The organism is Helicobacter bilis ATCC 51630, assembly GCF_000686565.1.
Classification (GTDB): domain Bacteria; phylum Campylobacterota; class Campylobacteria; order Campylobacterales; family Helicobacteraceae; genus Helicobacter_A; species Helicobacter_A bilis.
Genome location: NZ_JMKW01000120.1, coordinates 1 through 1421 on the forward strand (window position 1 = coordinate 1; position 1421 = coordinate 1421).

2 protein-coding genes are annotated in these 1421 nt (G+C 35.7%); both read left to right on the forward strand.

Annotation, left to right across the window (positions count from 1 at the left end; all coding sequences use genetic code 11):
* The coding region (locus T368_RS16035; protein ID WP_027338510.1) for a putative barnase/colicin E5 family endoribonuclease at positions 1-536 on the forward strand (536 nt) is incomplete at its 5' end.
* 61 nt (positions 537-597) lie between these two features.
* Positions 598-1245 carry a PBECR3 domain-containing polyvalent protein gene (locus tag T368_RS0111510; protein ID WP_027338511.1) on the forward strand — a complete coding sequence of 216 codons (648 nt, stop codon included), beginning with the start codon at positions 598-600 and terminating at the stop codon, positions 1243-1245.
* Positions 1246-1421 lie beyond the last annotated feature (176 nt).

Genomic DNA, 1421 nt, shown 5'->3' on the forward strand with positions numbered 1-1421 from the left:
GGGAATCTGCTATTGCAAAACTCATTAGCGAAGCCCAAGCACATAAAGAAAGTGGGGCTAAAGGCGAGTATAAAGGACAAGTTGCAGGGGCATTTCATCGTAAAGAATTAGGGGATATTGATTTAGTTTGGGGAAATAGCGACATAGGGTTACAAAAGATAGTAGAGAAACACACAGACGACTTTACAGCCTTTGGAAATGGAGAGCAAGGAATAATTAAAGGTATAAATGAGATTATAGAAAATGGCAAACTTATAACAGAAAATGGCGTAAATACGCTATGGTATAAAAAAGATGATGAATATTATCTAGTAGGAATCTCAAAAGGATTTAATAAACAAGGCGACAACAATTGGATTATAACAAGCTACAAGAAAGATAATATTACAGATTTGCAAAAAGAAAAAGTAGATAAGCTATTCAGTAGCGATGCCGAAGTCCTTTCCGCTCAAGGCAAATTTAATGAGTTAGAGACTCTTAACTCAACTACCAATAACATTATACCACAAAATACTACAAAACTACAAACAAAGTGATAAAAATGGGAATGTAAGCTTTAGTCCTGAAAAGTTTGCGTTGGGATTTTTGGGTGGAGTGATGAGCAGTAAGAGTATAGAAAGACTAGCTAAAAACCCTAAAGCAAAGGCTGTAATGGAGAGAATATATTTAAAAAAAGATATAATTCCAAAAATACAACAAGGCAAAAAAGTGGATACGCAAGAAGTTATAAAAATACTAGAAAATAGCCCACAAAAAGGGCGTGATATGGTAGTGATAGGTAAGGAAAACTTCACGCCTGAAGTGGTGGAATATATCTTAAATGCAAAAGGTGGAAGCAAAAAAGTAGCAGTTGATATATTACCACGAGAACAAGCCCAAAAATTAGGTTTTAAATACCCGCAAAATGTCCGCAGAACCATAGATAAGGCAGAAATGCTTCACACATTAAATAGGCACGGGGAAAATGGGGAAATATCCAAAGCAAGAAAGCAGCCGCCACTCACAAAAGAGCATTTATCAAAATGGACACAATATGCAGATGAAGCAGATATGCAAGTATTTAGTAAAGATGATTTGGGACAAGATGTAATCGTAAGCGGAAAGCAAATCAACGGGCACTATGTCGTTGTAGAATCTATCCGCAAAAAGCAAAACGAACTAGGTTTTAAAACGATGTATTTTGAAAGGGGCGATTTGAAAGATAATCCAGCCTTTGATTTAGCGGTATCTAAAGATACCCCCTAGCACTCAAGGTTACAAGCCTGAACTAGAGCAAGACTAATACAAAAGCCTAGCTATATCATACCACAAAATCCCAAACAAAAAACAAGCCCCTTTATTTCAATTCAAAAAGTAAATATAATAAAAAGTATCGCTTATGTTTTAAGCAGTTTTACGCAATAAAGCATAAGCCCTCACTA

What these genes read in the sequence shown, in the direction of transcription:
- T368_RS0111510 (WP_027338511.1), top strand. Translation starts at nt 598, where the DNA reads ATGAGCAGTAAGAGTATAGAAAGACTAGCTAAAAACCCTAAAGCAAAG.